The organism is Ideonella sp. (genome assembly GCF_044358605.1).
GTDB lineage: Bacteria > Pseudomonadota > Gammaproteobacteria > Burkholderiales > Burkholderiaceae_C > Ideonella.
The window spans coordinates 1-15,917 of the sequence record NZ_JBIKNQ010000011.1; the positions used below are offsets into that span (position 1 = coordinate 1).

General features: G+C 65.3%; 11 protein-coding genes and 1 pseudogene. 5 read left to right on the top strand and 7 right to left on the bottom strand.

The window, feature by feature from the left end:
• Positions 1-161: 161 nt before the first annotated feature.
• A complete protein-coding gene (locus ACIQ3Q_RS05790) occupies positions 162-1,175 on the bottom strand; it encodes a helix-turn-helix transcriptional regulator (protein WP_396268062.1) in 1,014 nt (337 codons plus the stop codon).
• A 91-nt stretch (positions 1,176-1,266) separates the two neighbouring features.
• Between ACIQ3Q_RS05790 and ACIQ3Q_RS05795 the strand changes: the two genes are divergently transcribed.
• The gene (locus tag ACIQ3Q_RS05795) at positions 1,267-1,893 is read left to right on the top strand and encodes a hypothetical protein (protein WP_396268063.1); all 627 of its coding nucleotides are present in this window, start codon (positions 1,267-1,269) and stop codon (positions 1,891-1,893) included.
• A 73-nt stretch (positions 1,894-1,966) separates the two neighbouring features.
• A complete protein-coding gene (gene arsA / locus ACIQ3Q_RS05800; protein ID WP_396268064.1) occupies positions 1,967-3,742 on the top strand; it encodes an arsenical pump-driving ATPase in 1,776 nt (591 codons plus the stop codon).
• Between the two features lie 70 nt (positions 3,743-3,812).
• Here the strand turns inward: arsA and ACIQ3Q_RS05805 are convergent, their stop codons facing one another.
• Entirely contained in the window at positions 3,813-4,265 is a 453-nt protein-coding gene (locus ACIQ3Q_RS05805) for a fasciclin domain-containing protein (protein ID WP_396268065.1), read from the bottom strand.
• A gap of 245 nt (positions 4,266-4,510) precedes the next feature.
• Entirely contained in the window at positions 4,511-4,948 is a 438-nt protein-coding gene (locus ACIQ3Q_RS05810; RefSeq protein ID WP_396268066.1) for a MerR family transcriptional regulator, read from the bottom strand.
• Positions 4,949-5,033: 85 nt separating this feature from the next.
• On the opposite strand from ACIQ3Q_RS05810, the gene ACIQ3Q_RS05815 reads away from it, so the two are divergent.
• The 3 genes from ACIQ3Q_RS05815 (at position 5,034) to ACIQ3Q_RS05825 (ending at position 9,729) form a co-directional block, all read left to right on the top strand.
• On the top strand, positions 5,034-5,684 hold the full coding sequence (locus tag ACIQ3Q_RS05815; RefSeq protein ID WP_396268067.1) for a cation transporter: 651 nt from the start codon (positions 5,034-5,036) through the stop codon (positions 5,682-5,684).
• A gap of 54 nt (positions 5,685-5,738) precedes the next feature.
• Positions 5,739-7,733 carry a sigma-54-dependent Fis family transcriptional regulator gene (locus ACIQ3Q_RS05820; RefSeq protein ID WP_396268068.1) on the top strand — a complete coding sequence of 665 codons (1,995 nt, stop codon included), beginning with the start codon at positions 5,739-5,741 and terminating at the stop codon, positions 7,731-7,733.
• A gap of 202 nt (positions 7,734-7,935) precedes the next feature.
• Positions 7,936-9,729, top strand: a complete 1,794-nt coding sequence (locus tag ACIQ3Q_RS05825; protein WP_396268069.1) for an NAD(P)-binding domain-containing protein — start codon at positions 7,936-7,938, stop codon at positions 9,727-9,729.
• A 9-nt stretch (positions 9,730-9,738) separates the two neighbouring features.
• Here the strand turns inward: ACIQ3Q_RS05825 and ACIQ3Q_RS05830 are convergent, their stop codons facing one another.
• The 4 genes and pseudogenes from ACIQ3Q_RS05830 to ACIQ3Q_RS05845 form a co-directional block, all read right to left on the bottom strand.
• Positions 9,739-10,191, bottom strand: coding sequence for an ester cyclase (locus tag ACIQ3Q_RS05830; protein ID WP_396268070.1), 453 nt, complete (start codon positions 10,189-10,191; stop codon positions 9,739-9,741).
• 193 nt (positions 10,192-10,384) lie between these two features.
• On the bottom strand, positions 10,385-11,278 hold the full coding sequence (locus ACIQ3Q_RS05835; RefSeq protein ID WP_396268071.1) for a LysR family transcriptional regulator: 894 nt from the start codon (positions 11,276-11,278) through the stop codon (positions 10,385-10,387).
• Positions 11,279-11,419: 141 nt separating this feature from the next.
• A pseudogene (locus ACIQ3Q_RS05840) lies at positions 11,420-14,619 on the bottom strand (efflux RND transporter permease subunit).
• Between the two features lie 12 nt (positions 14,620-14,631).
• Complete coding sequence (locus ACIQ3Q_RS05845) at positions 14,632-15,870, bottom strand: efflux RND transporter periplasmic adaptor subunit (protein ID WP_396268072.1); 1,239 nt, start codon at positions 15,868-15,870, stop codon at positions 14,632-14,634.
• Between the last annotated feature and the right edge of the window lie 47 nt (positions 15,871-15,917).

Genomic DNA, 15,917 nt, shown 5'->3' on the forward strand with positions numbered 1-15,917 from the left:
GGCCTGTAGGACTCACCCGTAGGGCAGGGCGTCCAAGGGCGCTGGCGGGTGTTGCTCTCCTTGCCCGGGCACCAGCCCGGGCTGCGGATTGCGCCTACTCCAGCGCCCTTGGACACTCCTGCGCGGGCAGGATTTATATGTCAACAGACCCTAGTGGCCGCTCAGGGCTTTGACCGGCCCTTGACGGCACGGTGCAGACGGGCCACCTCAGCCGCCTCTTGGGCCACGGCAGCCCGCAAAGAGGCTGGTGCCAGCACCTCGACCTCGGTGCCCAAGCGCAAGAGTTGCCGCGCTGCATAGGCTTCACTTTCCGTGGGTAGCTCTGCGGTGATCCACCCAGGCGTTTTCTGCCCGCCTTGCAAGGGTACGGCGGTACGCAAGGCCCAGGCCGCCGCTGCCGGCTGGGTGGCCCGCAAGATCTCCAAGCCCTCGGGTGAGAGGCGCACGGTGGCGCGGCCCGACATGAGGCGAGCTTCGAACTCAGCCACCGAAGCGGGCCAATGCGCCGCCAGCGAAAAGGCTGCGGGGCGCTGAGCTGCGGCGGCCAGCACGCGCAGACTCACAATGCTGCTGACTCGATAGGTGCGCACCGCCCCGGCTTTGGCGCGGCCGTCGGCACAGGCCACCAAGTACCACAGCCCCCCTTTGAGCACCAAGCCCAGGGGCGAGAGCGTGCGCTCTTGGCGCTCGACCCAGCTCTCGTAGACCACGCGGACGCGGCGCGCCTCCCAGACGGCCTGCGCCAGTTCAGGCAACAGCGGCAGCGCTTCGGGCTGGTGGTACCACGGCAGAGGATCGACATGAAAGCGCTCGGCAACGCGACCCGCATTGGCGGCTGCATGCGGCGGCAAACTGGCCAAGAGCTTGAGCTGCACATCAGCGGCTTCGACACCCCAACCCACGTCGCGCATGGCGCTGGCCAAACCCGCCATAGGGAGGCTTCTGGCTTCTTGGTCGGTCAGGCCTGTCAAGGTGGTGCGCCAGCCCGCTGCCAACACGATGCCACCTCCACGGCCGCGCTCGGCATGCACAGGCACGCCCGCCGCACTGAGTGCGTCCAGGTCGCGATAGATGGTTCTGACGGCGACCTCAAACTCTGCCGCCAAGTCGGCCGCAGTGCAGCGCCCCCGCCACTGGAGCCTCAGCAAGATGGACAGCAATCGACTGGAACGCATGAGCTCGATTAGATGACATTCGATGTCAACTTTAAAGGCCCATCATTCAACTTTGATTGGCCTTCTACCCACCACCCTAGACGCTGCTGCCATGACGCTGACCCGACGTGACTGCCTGATCGCAGCCTCTGCCACCTTGGCGGCTTCGCACCTGGCCCGCGCCGCCTCCGATTTGAAGGAGCCCCTACCGACCATGCTTGACGATGACATGATCAACGCCGACACACCGCGCTTCAGCCCGGTGCCCGCACGGCCCACCACGCCCACGCCTGGCCAGCCCGGCGACTTCGCCTTTCTGGACGGCCACTGGCGCATCCGCAACCTGAAGCGACGCAGCACCGGGTGGGACCGCTTCGACGGCGAGGCCCGCTGCATCAGCATCCTGGGCGGCATTGGCAGCGTCGAAGAGTTGCTGATCCCTGCTCGCGATTTCAGTGGCATGGGCTTGCGCATGCTGGATGTCGAGAAGCGCCAGTGGTCAGACCACTGGGTCAATGCAAAGAGCGGCGTGCTGACCACCCCCGGTCAATTCGGCAGCTTTGAGCAGGGCGTGGGTCTGTTCACCAGCACCTATGAAGACAACGGCAAGCTGATGCACTCCATGGGCATCTGGGACCACATTGGCCCCGACCAGTGCCGCTGGCGCCAGGTCTACTCCGCCGATGGCGGCCAGACCTGGGAGCATGATTGGGTCATGCATTGGCGACGCCTGGGGTAGATGAGCCCCAAGGCCCATCGGCGCTTGCGCCAGCGCACAGACGCCGCCGCCACATCGCTCGCACAATGGGCAGATGAGCACCTCCACGACCCTGGGCTTGCTGCAGCGGCCACCGCGCTTTTTGTTCTTCACCGGCAAGGGCGGCGTGGGCAAGACCTCGCTGGCTTGTGCCAGTGCGATTGCGCTGGCGGATGCTGGGCGACGGGTGTTGATTGTCAGCACTGACCCGGCCTCCAACCTGGATGAAATGCTGAGGCTGCCGCTGCAGGCCAAGCCCCAGGCCGTGCCCGGTGTGGCCACCTTGTGGGCTCTGAATATCGACCCCGAACGGGCAGCCGAAGCCTATCGCGACCGAGTGCTGGGGCAGATGTCCGAGCGCAGCACACTGGAAGAGCGCCACACCGTGCGCGAGCAACTCTCGGGCGCCTGCACCACCGAGATTGCGGCGTTTGATGAGTTCGTGGCCTTGCTGGCTGACCCGCTGCCTGCCTACGACCACATCGTCTTTGACACCGCGCCCACCGGCCATACCCTGCGCCTGCTGAGCCTGCCCAAGGCCTGGAGCGGTTTTCTGGAGGGCAATGACCGTGGCGCCTCCTGCCTAGGGCCGCACTCCGGCCTGAAGATGCAAGAGGCGCGCTTTAGGGCGGCCATGCAAGCGCTGGCCAACCCCGAGCGCACCCGCCTTGTGTTGGTGACACGCGCCGATGTCTCCGCGCTCAAAGAAGCCGCGCGCACCCAGCATGAATTGCAGGCCTTGGGCTTGGGCCATTTGTGGCTGGCCGTGAACGGCCGCTTCATGGCCGACACGCAAGGGGACGCCGTGGCCGCAGCCCTGCAAACGCAGCAAGCCCAAGCCCTGGCTCACATGCCCGACGCCCTGAAGACCTTGCCGCGCGACGACCTGGCGCTCAAGCCCTTTGACATGGTGGGCCTGCCCGCCCTGCGGGCCTTGCTGCAAGCCGATGCACCGCTGCCGCCGCAGGCCAGCGTGGCGCTTGAGCCCGTGCATGGCACCGAAAGCTTGCGCGACTTGGTCGACCGCTTGGCCCAACAAGAGCATGCCTTGGTGATGGTGATGGGCAAGGGCGGCGTGGGCAAAACCACGGTGGCGGCCGCACTGGCGGTGGCCTTGGCCGACCGGGGCAAGAGCGTGCACCTGAGCACCACCGATCCAGCCGCTCATTTGACGGCCACACTCGGTGCGGATGTACCCGGGCTGGAGGTCGACCGCATCGACCCGGTGCTTGAAACCCAACGTTATATCGACAAGATGATGGCCACCCGCGCCATTGGCCTGAGCCCCGAGCAACAAGCGCTGATGCTGGAAGACCTGCGCTCGCCCTGCACGGAAGAGGTGGCGGTGTTTCACGCCTTCTCTCGCACGGTAGCTGAAGCCCGTAGCGCCTTTGTGGTGCTGGATACCGCACCCACCGGCCACACCCTGCTGTTGATGGACGCCACGGGCGCCTACCACCGCCAGGTGGTGGCAGGATTGCCGGACAGCCAGCGCCAGCATTTCAAGACGCCGCTGACGCGTCTGCAAGACCCGACCTACACACACATGGTGCTGGTGACCTTGCCCGAGACCACACCGGTCTCGGAGGCGGCCGCGCTGCAAGAAGACCTGCGCCGCGCGCAGATCGAGCCGTCGGCCTGGGTGGTCAACCGCAGCCTCTTGGCCTCGGGCAGCCGCCACCCCATGCTGCTGCAGCGGCTGGCCGGGGAGCGCGCCCAACTGCTGCGCGTGAGCACACGCTTGGCAGCGCATACCCATGTCATCGCTTGGCAGGCCACGCCGCCCATCGGGGTGGCGGCGCTTCGCAGCCTGACCAAGATCGAGCGCTGACACCAGCGCTCTTGCAGCGCAGGCCGAGGGGCAGAAGCCCCCCCCACAGCCTGCCTGCATGCGGGCCGAATTACTTCGGCAGCACCACGGTGTCGATCACGTGGATCACGCCGTTGTCGGCCACCACATCGGCGGTCACCACCTTGGCGCCGTTGACGGTGACACCACCGGTGGTCGCCAGGGTCAACTCACCGCCTTGCACGGTCTTGACCTTGCCAGCCTTGACGTCCTTGGCCATCACCTTGCCGCTGACCACGTGGTAGGTCAGCACGGCGGTCAGCTTGGCCTTGTCCTTGAGCAGGGCGTCCAGGTCAGCCTTGGGGATTTTGGCGAAGGCTTCATCGGTGGGCGCAAACACCGTGAACGGGCCCTTGCCCTTGAGCGTGTCCACCAGGCCGGCGGCTTGCAGCGCGGTGGCCAGTGTCTTGAAGGAGCCGGCAGCGACGGCGGTGTCAACGATGTCCTTGGCTTGGGCGGCCACGGCAGAGGCGCACAGGGCGGCAGCAATGATCAGTTTCTTCATGGTGTCTCTCAGTTGGTAGGGGAATGTCAGAGCAGCAGAAGCGCCACGAATCGTGGCTTCACCGCCGGAGACTTCACCCGAATGGCGAAGTCACGGAACGCAGTATGAACTACAAAGTTCTCCTTGTGAACTGTGTGGTTTAAATAAAATACCAATCAGTCACGCTTAGAAAACCCCAGCCCCCCAGCCCGCTGGCAGGCCCCCTCCAGGCCCGCACCATGGCAGCGTGAAACACCTCATCCCTCTCACTCGCGCGGCCCGTGTACCTGCAGCGCCGCGCCCGTCGGGCCGCCGTCTGCCCACAGCTCGCGCAAGATGCCGCAAGCCTGAGCCGGCCCGGTTTGGTGGCAGCGAGCCTGCAAGGCTTGCAGTTGCAGCTGCAGCGCCTGCAGTTCACGCAAGCGTTCAGCCACATGGCCCAGGTGCGCGTCGACCAACTGGCTGACGCTGTCGCAAGAGGCACCCGGCTCATCCATCACCTGCAGCAGCGCCCGCACCTCGTCCAGGCTCAGCCCCAGCGCGCGGCTGCGGCGGATGACCTGCAAGCGCTGCAAATGCACCGTGCTGTAGCGCCGGTAGTTGTTGTCGCCCCGCGCAGGCGCCGGCAACAGGCCTTCGCGCTCGTAGTAACGAATGGTCTCGGTGGGCGTGTCGGTGGCACGGGCCAGGTCGCTGATCTTCATCGCCCCATGCTACGGGCAAACTCACGCTTGACCTTGCAGCGGCTTCAAGGTTTCCAATGCAGGCATCAACCCTTTGGAGAGCTTCATGAGCGGCCATTGCTGTGACCACGACCATGCCCCTGCGGCCACCAGCTCACCCCGCTATCGGCGGGTGCTGTGGGCGGCGCTGCTGATTAACGCAGGCATGGCGCTGGTAGAGATCGTCAGCAGCCGCTTGACCGGCTCGGTGTCCTTGCTGGCGGATGCGGCGGACTTTTTGGGCGATGCGGCCAACTATGGCGTCTCGCTGTGGGCCTTGGGGGTGGCCGCTGTGTGGCGTGCGCGCACGGCCTGGCTCAAGGGCCTGAGCATGAGCCTTTATGGCCTGGGCGTGCTGGCGGTGGCGGGCTGGCAGTGGCGGCAGGGCGGCACGCCCCAGGCCATCAGCATGGGTCTGGTGGGGGCTCTGGCGCTGGCGGCCAACCTCAGTGTGGCCGTCATGCTCTATGCCTTCCGCGAGGGGGACGCCAATATGCGGGCCGTGTGGCTGTGCACGCGCAATGATGCGATTGGCAATGTGGCGGTCTTGGTGGCCGCCGCGCTGGTGGTACTGACGGGCCAAGCTTGGCCCGACTTGGTGGTGGCCGTTGGCATGGCCGCCCTCGCCCTGACGGGCGGGGTGTCGGTGATGCGTCAAGCGCAGGCCGAGTTGCGTTGGGAACAAGGTCAGCCCCAAAGGGCTAAGGGATGCCCCTAGCTGGCGGAGGGCTGCCCACAGCGCCCAAGATGCGGAGCCCTAGCAGCCCGCCTCATGCCCATCGACCACCCCACCTTGCGTGCCCAACAGCGCAGCCACATGGCCACCGTGATGCAGGTGGCCGAGCAGGGCCTGGCCGCCACCACGGCACAAGGGCATGACGCCATCATCCGCGCCTCTTGGCAGCGCTGTGTCCACCAGCACCGGCTGGACCCGACCCGCATGCAGGAGGCGGTGATCCTGCCGCAGGCCCGCCTGCGAGAGCACCAAGACCAGATGGAGGCCTTTCTGCACATCGCGCGCCATGGTCTGGAGACGCTTTACCAACAAGTCGCGGGCATGGGCTACGCCGTGCTGCTGACGGATGACCGGGGCGTGACAGTGGACTTCATTGGCGACCAGGTGCTGGAGCCCGATCTGCGCCGGGCTGGCCTATATATGGGTGCCGACTGGAGCGAGCATCTGGCGGGCACCTGTGGGGTGGGCACCTGCCTGTCCACGGGCCAAGCCCTGACGGTGCACCTAGACGACCATTTCGACGCCACCCACATTCCGCTGACCTGTACGGCCGCCCCGGTCTGGAGCCCGACGGGCGAGTTGCGCGGCGTGCTGGACATCTCTCAACTCAGCTCCACCTTGCCCAAGGCCAGCCAAAGCCTCGCCTTGCAGCTGGTGCAGGTGTACGCCCACCACATCGAGAACGCCGCCTTTGTGCTGCGTCACCGGCGGGATTGGGTGCTGCGCCTGTCGGGCGCGCCGCAGTTTTTGGACGTCAACCCCGAGTATCTGCTGGCCCTGGACGAACGGGGCTGCGTGGTCGGCCACAACCACCGCGCGCAACGCTTGCTGGAGCCCTTGCTCGGTGGCGGTGCCAGCAGCGGCCCGACCGCCAGAAGCCGCCTGCTGGGCCAGCCGTTTGAGCGCCTGTTTGAAGCGCCCTTGGCCGAGCTGCACCGCTTCATGGCCACCCGCGCTGTGGACCAACGCGCCATCCGCCTGGTGGCCGGCAAAGCCTTGCTGTTCATGCTCGCCTCTCCGCCCCCGGGGGCGGCTGCGGCGCCCCAGGCCCAGGGCGCTCCGGGCATCCCCGAGCCACTGGCCGCGCTGTCAGGCGGCGACCCGCTGCTGGAGCGCCAGTTGCAGCGCGCCGCCAAGCTGGTCAACTCCCCGATCAGCCTGCTGGTGACGGGCGAAACCGGCTCAGGCAAGGAGTACTTTGCCAAGGCCTTGCACCAGAGCAGCGAGCGCCGCAGCGGCCCCTTTGTGGCGGTGAACTGCGCGGCTATTCCCGACACCCTGATCGAGAGCGAATTGTTCGGCCACCTGCCCGGCAGCTTCTCCGGCGCAGGCAGCAAGGGCAAGCGCGGCCTGATCCAAGAGGCCGATGGCGGCACGCTGTTTTTGGACGAGATTGGCGACATGCCCCATGCGCTACAAGCCCGCTTGCTGCGGGTACTGGCCGAACACGAGGTGCTGCCCATCGGTGCTACACGGCCCATCCCCGTCAAGCTGCGGGTGATTGCCGCCACGCATTGCCCCCTGGAAGCCCTGGTGCGCGAAGGCCGCTTTCGCGACGACCTCTACTACCGGCTCAATGGCGCGCACTTTGTGCTGCCCCCGCTGCGCGAGCGACAAGACCTGCCCTGGCTGGTGCAGCGCTTGTTGCGACCAGGCGGCACGTCCGCCCCCTCCGTGACGCCCGAAGCCCTGGCCTGCCTGCAAGCCCATGCCTGGCCCGGCAATCTGCGCGAGCTGGCCAATGCCTTGGCCTATGCCCGCTCGGTGGGCGACGGCGACACCCTGCAAGCCAGCGACCTGCCGGACAGTCTGCAACTGCCACGCACAGCCTTGCACCGCGCGCCGCTGCGAAGCCCGGCGCCCACCGCTGCGCTGGCCGCGCTGCCCGCCGACGCGCAGGACCTGCTGGACCGCCTGCACAGAGCGCAGTGGAACGTCTCAGCCGTGGCCCGCGACCTGGGCTGTGCCCGCATGACCCTGTACCGCCGCATGGCCCGCTGGGGCTTAGGGTCAGGCCACCGCACACGGTGACAGCTGTCACCCTTGCCGCGACACAGTGACAGGTGTCACCCCGGTTGAGCGCGCCAGCGGCACGGCCCGCCGCCTCTCAAATCAACCACTTAGCCATCTGGAAGGCTCACCCGCAGAGCGGGCACGGCGCTTGCCATGACAGGACTGGACCCTGAAGCCGCGATGGTGGCAGAGGGCCATTCATCCCAAGGAGACAAGCCCCATGAGTGATTCAGCATCCGTTCTGGCCCGAGATTGGCTGCAACGCTTTGAAGCCGCGTTGGCCACCGGAGACGCCCGCGCCGCCCTGCCCTTGTTCAACGCCGAGTGCTACTGGCGTGACCTGGTCAGCTTTACCTGGAACCTTCGCACCGAAGAAGGCCATGACGCCATTGCCGCCATGCTGGCAGCGCGCTTGGCCGATGTTCGGCCCAGCCACTTTCAGCTGGAGGGCGAGGCAAGCACGGCTGAGGGCGTGACCGAAGCCTGGTTCACCTTTGAGACCGCACAGGCCCGAGGTCGCGGCCTGGTGCGGCTCAAGGACGGTGGCGCCTGGACGCTGCTGACCAGCATGACCGAGTTGAAAGGCTTTGAAGAAAAGAAAGGCCCACGCCGCATCATGGGCGCCGAGCATGGCGTGCACAAAGGCCGCGAGACCTGGGCCGAGAAACGTCAACATGAGCAGGCCACGCTGGGTTACACCGAGCAGCCCGAAGTGGTGATCATCGGTGGCGGCCAAGGCGGCATCGGCCTGGGCGCACGGCTGCGCCGTTTGGGGGTGCCGACGATCATCATTGAGAAGAACCCGCGCGCAGGCGACAGCTGGCGCAACCGCTACAAGAGCCTGTGCCTGCACGACCCGGTCTGGTACGACCACCTGCCTTACATGCCCTTCCCAGACGACTGGCCCGTGTTCTGCCCTAAGGACAAGATCGGCGATTGGCTGGAGATGTACACCAAGGTCATGGAGCTGAACTATTGGAGCTCGACCGTGGCAGAAAAAGCCCACTGGGATGAGCAGGCCCAGCGCTGGGACGTGCGCGTGATGCGCGACGGCCAAGCCGTCACCCTGCGCCCGCGCCAACTGGTGTTTGCGCTGGGGGTGTCGGGCTATGCGCAGGTGCCCAAGATCACCGGCGCCGAGACCTTTGAAGGGCAGCAACACCACTCCAGCAAGCATCCGGGCGGCGACGCTTGGCGGGGCAAGAAGGTGGTGGTGCTGGGGGCCAACAACTCGGCCCACGACATCTGCGCCGACCTCTGGGAAAACGGTGCCGACGTGACCATGGTGCAGCGCTCGTCCACCCACATTGCGCCATCCGCCTCGCTGATGGAGTTGGCCTTGGGCGGGCTGTACTCTGAGCAGGCACTGGCCAATGGCGTGAGCACCGACAAGGCGGACCTGATCTTCGCCTCGGTGCCCTACAAGATCATGCACACCTTCCACATCCCCGTGTACGAGGAGATGAAAAAGCGCGATGCCGACCTGTACGCCCGCCTGGAAAAAGCAGGCTTCATGCTCGACTTTGGCGAAGACGGCTCGGGCCTGTTCATGAAGTACCTGCGGCGCGGCTCGGGCTACTACATCGACGTGGGCGCGTCCGAGCTGGTGGCCAATGGCAGCATCAAGCTCAAGAGCCGGGTGGGCATTGAGCGCATCAACCCGCGCTCCGTCACCCTGACCGATGGCAGCGAGTTGCCGGCCGACCTACTGGTCTATGCCACAGGCTACGGCTCCATGAACAACTGGTTGGCCGATCTGGTCTCACCCGAGGTGGCAGACCGCGTGGGCAAGTGCTGGGGCCTGGGCTCCAACACCACCAAAGACCCCGGCCCCTGGGAGGGCGAGCTGCGCAATATGTGGAAGCCCACGCCCGTGCAGAACCTGTGGATCCACGGCGGCAACCTGCACCAGTCGCGCCACTACTCACAATTCCTAGCGCTGCAGCTCAAGGCCCGCATGGAAGGCTTGCCAACGCCGGTCTACAAGCCGGCGCCTTCTCACCACCTGCGTTAGAGCCGCGACTCAGTGGCCGCTTTGGCCGCTGAGTTGGCGGATGGCCCCCGCCCAGTCTTCCAAATGGTGGGTGTAGGCGATCTTGCCGTCGCGCAGGGTGTGGATGTCGATGGACATGACCTTGAAGCTGCGGCCGGTGTGAGGGACGCCGAAGAAGGGGCCGGCCGGGGTGCCTGAGCCCTGGCCGCGCACGATGAGGCGGTCACCGGCAGCGATCACTTCCAACACCTCCCACTTCATGTCGGGCAAGCCTTGCTTGATACCCCCCAACTGGCCCGCCAAGGGCTCGCGGCCTTGGCAGTCGCTGCCGTTGGCTCCGCAGGATTGGAAGTCCGGTGTGGTGGTTTGCGCAAAGATCTTGGCGGCGTCACCTGCCACGCCATAGGCGCTGTAATGCAGGTCGATCAAGGCGCGTTGTGCAGCGGTGGGGGCTGGGCTTTGCGCAAAGGCAGTAGCACTCATGCCAAGAACCAGAGCAGTCAACGAACGACGAAGAAACATGGGGACAACCTCTGAGAGCAGAAAGCTCCAGTGTGCGGGGAGCCGCGACACCGTGAAGAGACCACAGCGCCCGTGCCTCGCTTGACAAACTGCTGAGTTGCGGCTCGGTTCTGCCCAAGGCGTGCCAAGCCCGCCACAGGCCAAAAGCAGCGGTTCAATCCAGCGACAGGCGCTGAGCCAGGAAGTCCAGCCAGGCACGCACCGCCGCAGACACCAAGCGAGTGGTGGTGACCGCTTGCACGGGCAAGCTGGGTGCCTTCCAGGCCGGCAGCACCGGCTCCAAACGCCCGGACTGAAGGCTGTCGCGCACCTGCAGTGGCGGCAGCATGGCCACCCCCAAGCCTTGCTCGGCCAGGCGTTGCACCATGCCAATGTTGTTCAGCCCCAGCGCGCCGCGCACCTGAACGTCCACCACCTCCTTGGCCTGGCTCAAGCGCCAGCGCGTGGCCCCTTGGGCACTGCCCAAGACCAAGGCTGAATGTCGAGCCAAATCACTCGGGTGCTTCAGCTTGCTGGCCCGTGCCAAATAGGCCGGGGCTGCGAACAGCGCCATGCCCAAGCTGCCCAAGCGCCGGGCCACCAGTTGCTCGCCACGCACGGTGCCTAAGCGCAGCGCCACGTCAAAGCCCTCGGCACGCAAATCAACCACCTGGGCCGACAAGTCCAAGTCCAGGCTGATGCCGGGAAAGCGGCTGAGAAACTCCGGTACCAAGGGCGCGATCCAGAACTGCCCAAAGTCCACCGGCATGGTCACCCGCACATGGCCCAAGGGCAGCTCGGCCGTTTCGCGCAGCGCTTCTTCGGCCAACAGGGCTTGGGCCACCACAGGCTCACAGCGCTCTAAAAACCGCTGCGCCGGTGGCGTGAGGTTGAGGCTGCGCGCAGTGCGTTCAAACAGGCGCACGCCCAGGCGCTGCTCCATCTGCGCCAAGCGGCGAGACAGTGTGGCCAGCGGCACACCTGTTTGGGTACTCGCCCGGTTCAAGCTGCCGGCCTTGGCCACGGCCACAAAGAGCGCCATGTCATCAAGCGCTGTGAATTTGTTCATGCGCCCAGTGTCCCATTTCCGGAAGGCCTGTTTCCGCTGGTGGAATACCTGTTCAGCAGAGCTCAAGGGCAAGGCTCACCCAGAAGAAAACAAGCCCTCACAGTGGAGGGCTTGTTGTCATCAGAGATGATCAGGCTAGCATCACGCCGCCAAACGCTGGCCCCGCAGGCGGTTGAACACCCACACCAAGCAGCGCCACACAAAGCGCACCAGCAGCAGGGTCAAGATCGCCTCGATGAAGGTTTGGATGAAGGCCACAAAAGCCCCGCCTCGGCGCGCGCTGCGGCGGCGGTACTTGGCCGCCATGCGGTCGCGCGAGATCTCGATGCTGTCGTAGAAGCTGGGCACCATCAGCAGCGTCAGGAAGGTCGAGGTGATGGTGCCGCCGATCACAGCCGCCGCCATGGGGCGATAGAACTCGCCGCCCTCGCCCACCCCAATCGCCACCGGCAGCATGCCGGCCACCAGGGCAAAAGTGGTCATCAAAATGGGGCGGAGCGCTTGCGCCCGGCGTGCATCAGCGCCTCCTCGCGGGGCACGCCTTTGGCCTCTTCTTGGCGCGCGGCATCCAGCAGCAAAATCGCGTTCTTGGCCACCAGGCCCGCCAAGAAGATGATGCCGATGAAGCTCATCAAGTTCAGCGTACCTTTGGTCATCAGCAGCGCCAGCACCACCCCGATGAGGGACAGCGGCTGCGAGAGCATCACACCCAGCGGAGCGGTGAAGCTGCCGAACTGCATCACCAAAATGAAGTACATCAGCGCAATACCCGAGACCAGGGCGATGCCCATTTCGCTGAACACCTCTTGCTGGTCTTTGGACGCACCGCCCAGTTCAATACCATAGCCCTCGGGGAAGGTCATGCTCTTGGCCAGCTTCAAGGCGGCCTCGGTGACCTCGCCCGGCGAGCGGCCTTGGGCGTTGGCTGACACGGTGATCACCCGCTTGCCGTCTTGGTGCTGAATGCGCGCCGGCCCCTTGCCGGTGCTGATGTTGGCGATCTGCTCCAGCGGCACTTGCTGGCCGGTGCCACTGACGCTGATGGGCAAGCGCTCGATGTTCGAGGCGTCCACCCGCTCAGACGGGTGCAGGCGCACGGCCACATCGCGGGTTTCGCCTTGGGGGTCGACCCAGTCACCCACTTCCACCCCGGCAAAGGCCACCCGCAGCGCACTGGCGGCGTCGCCGACCGAGATGCCCATGGCATTGGCCAAGCTGCGGTTCAACTCAATCTGCAACTCCGACTGCGGGTCTTGCTGGGACAAGCCCACATCCACCGCGCCGGGCACCTTGCGCAGCTTGTCCATGAAGTCGCTGGTGATCTCGACCAGCTTGCGCGAGTCCGGGCCAGTAAAGCGCACCTGCACAGGCTTTTGGGCCCCGTTGTTCAGGTCCTCCAGCACCACATACTCGGCCCCGACCAATTGCTTCACGCGCTCTCGCAGCTCTTGGGCAATGTCCTCGCCAGAACGCTTGCGCTCGGTGCTCTTGCCAATCTCGACATAGATACGGCCACCGGTGGGGTTGATCCAGCTGTTGGTGGCTTTGGTCTCGGGGATCTGGCGCGCCACGGCTGCGGCGGCTTCCATCTTCAAGCGGGCGTACTCCAGGCTGGAGCTGGCGGGCGTGCGCACCTCAATGGCGATCGTCCCCCAGTCGCCGCTGGGCAAGAAGCTGGTGCCCCCAAACTTGGCTTGCAGGCCAATGGCGGCCACAAAGCTCAAGATGGCAAAGAAGCCCATCCAGCGGCGATGGTGCAGGGCCCAAGCAATCACATTCCCATAAGCATCAGCCTGCCTGTCAAACCAATCGTTGAAGCGCTTCAACACCAAGGAGATGCCACGCTTAGGCGCGTGGTGATGGCCGGGAGGGTCACCCCAATAGGCCGAGAGCATGGGGTCCAGGGTAAAGCTGATCAGCAAGCTCACCAAGACAGACGCCACCACGGTCAAGCCGAAGGGGCGGAACCACTCGCCCGCACCGCCACCCATGAAGGCCACCGGCACAAACACCGCCACGATGGACAGTGTGGTAGCCGTCACCGCCATGCCAATCTCGGCCGTGCCTTTGAGTGCCGCGTTGAGCCGGTCGGTGCCCATCTCCATGTGCCGAACAATGTTCTCGCGCACCACGATGGCGTCGTCAATCAACACGCCAATGGCGAGCGACAAGCCCAGCAGGCTCATGAAGTTGAGGGTGAAGCCACACAACCACACCGCAATAAAGGCGGCCAACACCGAAGTCGGCAGCGAGAGTGCAGTGATGAGGGTGGAACGCCAAGAGTTGAGGAAGGCATAGACCACAAAGATGGTCAGGCCCGCCCCGAACACCAGAGCGTGAATCACGTTGTAGAGGCTGTTCTCGGCCTCTTTGCCGCCGTCTCGGGTGATCTCCAAGGTGGTGCCCGTGGGCAGCGTCTTGCGGATCTCCTCCACCTCTTTGCGCACCTCGCTGGCCACTGTCACGGTCGAGGCATCTCGGGCGCGCTTGATGAAGATGGCCACGTTGGGGCCGCCATTGCGATAAGACAGGCTGGAGCGCTCGGCAAAGCCGTCTTGCACGGTGGCCACTTGGCCCAGGCGGATGAGCTGGTCACCACTGCGGCGCACCACGATCTGCTCAAACTCGGCCGGGCTCTCGACGCGGCCCACCAAGCGAATGCTTTGGTCTTCCAGCGGGCCTTTCACCTTGCCCACCGGTGCGGTGGTGTTTTGCGTGCGCAGTGCGTTGACCACCTCGGTCACCGAAACTCCAAACTCCCGCAGCTTGCCCGCATGCAGCAGCACCGACAGCTCGCGCTTGAGCGCGCCGCCCACTTCCACCGACGACACGCCCTTGATGGCGCGGAAGCGGTCTGCCAACTGGTCTTCCGCAAAGCGCGAGAGCTGGGCATGGTTCTGTGAAGAGGAAGAAACCGCCACCTGCACGATGGGCTCGTCCGACATCTGGTAGCGGAACATATTGGGCTCGCGCATCTCGGTGGGCAGCTTGTGCCGCACCGAGGCGATGGCATTGCGCACTTCGTCGCCTGCCTCAATCATGTTCTTGCCAAACTGGAACTGCAGCACCAGCTCGGCGTTGCCTTCTCTGGCCGTGGAATTGACCTCATCCACGCCGGGGATGGTCTGGAAAGACTTCTCCAGACGATTGACGATCTCGCGCTCCACCGACTCAGGCGAAGCACCGGGGTAAGCCACCAGCACCACCAGCACAGGCGGCGCAACGTCTGGGTTTTGGTTGACCTTGAGCTTGGAGAGGGCCAGCAGGCCCAGCGCCATCAAGGAAATGATGAGCACGATCGTGGCGATCGGCTTCTTGACACTGAAGTTGGATAAGAACATGGCGAGCCGTCCTTACTTCGCCGAGGCGGCAGACGCCGACGGTGCAACGGCTGTTGCACCTGAGGCAATAGCGCTCACCACCGCAGCGCCAGCACCGCCCAAACGGAAGGACTGGCCAGGGCTCAAAGACGCCGTCGGATTGCGCAGCAGGCGGTCACCCGCTTGCACGCCCGACTTCACCGGCCACCAGCCATGGCGTGCATCCAACTCGCCCAAGGTGACTTCTACCCGCTGCAGCTTGTTGTCTGCCCCCAAGCGCCACACCACCGACTTGGCGCCCATCGGCTGCACAGCCCCTTGGGGTAGCACCAGCTTGCCCTGGGCCGCTTCGGTTTGGGTCAGCACCTCGCCTTCAGCAAACAGGCCCGCCACCGTGGGTGCCTCGCCCACCAGGGCCACCACCACCTCCACTTGGCGGGTGCTGGCATTGGCCACAGCATCCACGCGCTGCACCCGGCCCTCAAAGCGCTGTGCACCATAGCCGTTCAGGCTGAAGCGCACGGTCTGGCCGATGCGGACCTCTCGCAACTGGTCCGCCGACACGCGGCCCTCCAGGCGCAAGGTGCGCGGGTCCATCACCTTGAGCAGTTCACGCCCCACCTGCACGGTGTCGCCCACCGAGACCTTGCGCTCCACCACCACACCATCAAAGGGTGCGCGCACCTCGGTACGCTGCAATTGCTGGCGGGCATTCACCACCCGAGCTTTGGCGGCGAGCACATCGCTGTTGGCATTGTTGCGGCGCACTTCGGCGTCTTCAGCCGCCTGCTGCGAGACCATGCCTTGCGACTGGAGTGACTTGACCCGCTGCAGTTGACGCTCGCTTTGCTCAAACGACAGGGTGGCTGCGCGCAGAGACTCTTCAGCCGCATTCAGGCTGTCACGCACGGTCGATTCATCCAGCTTAACCAGCACGTCACCGCGCCGCACGGTGTCGCCGTTTTCTTTGAGCACCTGCTGCACCACGGCGCCCATCTCCGCCCGCACATCCGCCCGCTTTTCGGGGACGATGGCGCCAGTGATCAAGGCGCCTCGGCCGGCCGCACCGGCTTGGCCCACCGTCAAGATGTCTTCAGGGGACACCAGCAACTGCACCGGGGCCTTAGCTGCTGCCGAAGCCGCCGATGCCGCCGCCGGGCCTTCCTTGCCGCCGCCCCCGCAAGCGACAAGGCCGCCGAGCAGCATCAAGGTCGCCAAGGCCAAGACGGTGCGCTGTGCAGACAGAACGGGGGTGAATAGGGACGCAGGCATAGGGTTATCTCCTCTGAACTCTTTTGGACGGCCACAACACGCAGACC

What these genes read in the sequence shown, in the direction of transcription:
- ACIQ3Q_RS05790 (WP_396268062.1), bottom strand. Translation starts at nt 1,175, where the DNA reads ATGCGTTCCAGTCGATTGCTGTCCATCTTGCTGAGGCTCCAGTGGCGG.
- ACIQ3Q_RS05795 (WP_396268063.1), top strand. Translation starts at nt 1,267, where the DNA reads ATGACGCTGACCCGACGTGACTGCCTGATCGCAGCCTCTGCCACCTTG.
- arsA (WP_396268064.1), top strand. Translation starts at nt 1,967, where the DNA reads ATGAGCACCTCCACGACCCTGGGCTTGCTGCAGCGGCCACCGCGCTTT.
- ACIQ3Q_RS05805 (WP_396268065.1), bottom strand. Translation starts at nt 4,265, where the DNA reads ATGAAGAAACTGATCATTGCTGCCGCCCTGTGCGCCTCTGCCGTGGCC.
- ACIQ3Q_RS05810 (WP_396268066.1), bottom strand. Translation starts at nt 4,948, where the DNA reads ATGAAGATCAGCGACCTGGCCCGTGCCACCGACACGCCCACCGAGACC.
- ACIQ3Q_RS05815 (WP_396268067.1), top strand. Translation starts at nt 5,034, where the DNA reads ATGAGCGGCCATTGCTGTGACCACGACCATGCCCCTGCGGCCACCAGC.
- ACIQ3Q_RS05820 (WP_396268068.1), top strand. Translation starts at nt 5,739, where the DNA reads ATGCCCATCGACCACCCCACCTTGCGTGCCCAACAGCGCAGCCACATG.
- ACIQ3Q_RS05825 (WP_396268069.1), top strand. Translation starts at nt 7,936, where the DNA reads ATGAGTGATTCAGCATCCGTTCTGGCCCGAGATTGGCTGCAACGCTTT.
- ACIQ3Q_RS05830 (WP_396268070.1), bottom strand. Translation starts at nt 10,191, where the DNA reads ATGAGTGCTACTGCCTTTGCGCAAAGCCCAGCCCCCACCGCTGCACAA.
- ACIQ3Q_RS05835 (WP_396268071.1), bottom strand. Translation starts at nt 11,278, where the DNA reads ATGAACAAATTCACAGCGCTTGATGACATGGCGCTCTTTGTGGCCGTG.
- ACIQ3Q_RS05845 (WP_396268072.1), bottom strand. Translation starts at nt 15,870, where the DNA reads ATGCCTGCGTCCCTATTCACCCCCGTTCTGTCTGCACAGCGCACCGTC.